At 65.9% G+C, this 346-nt stretch carries 1 protein-coding gene; it reads left to right on the top strand.

What is annotated here, in order from left to right:
- Nucleotides 1–346 (top strand): alpha-amylase family glycosyl hydrolase (locus ADK64_RS10465; protein WP_267888537.1); only part of this gene is annotated, 346 nt, incomplete at both ends.

Raw genomic sequence — 346 nt, 5'->3', positions numbered from 1 at the left:
GGACCGGGACCCGGATTGGTTCAAACGCGCGGTCTTCTACGAGGTGCTGGTCCGCTCCTTCCAGGACAGCGACGGCGACGGCATCGGCGACCTGAAGGGCCTGACCGCCAAGCTCGACTATCTGCAGTGGCTCGGCGTGGACTGCCTGTGGCTGCCGCCGTTCTTCAAGTCCCCCTTGCGGGACGGCGGTTACGACGTGTCCGACTACACCGCCGTCCTGCCCGAGTTCGGTGACCTCGCCGACTTCGTGGAGTTCGTCGACGCCGCCCACCAGCGCGGCATGCGCGTGATCATCGACTTCGTCATGAACCACACCAGCGACCAGCACCCGTGGTTCCAGGAGTCC

Source organism: Streptomyces sp. MMG1121, assembly GCF_001280015.1.
Taxonomy (GTDB): Bacteria; Actinomycetota; Actinomycetes; order Streptomycetales; family Streptomycetaceae; genus Streptomyces.
The sequence above is the reverse complement of the archived record's forward strand: the minus strand, read 5'-3'. Positions and strand labels throughout refer to the sequence as shown.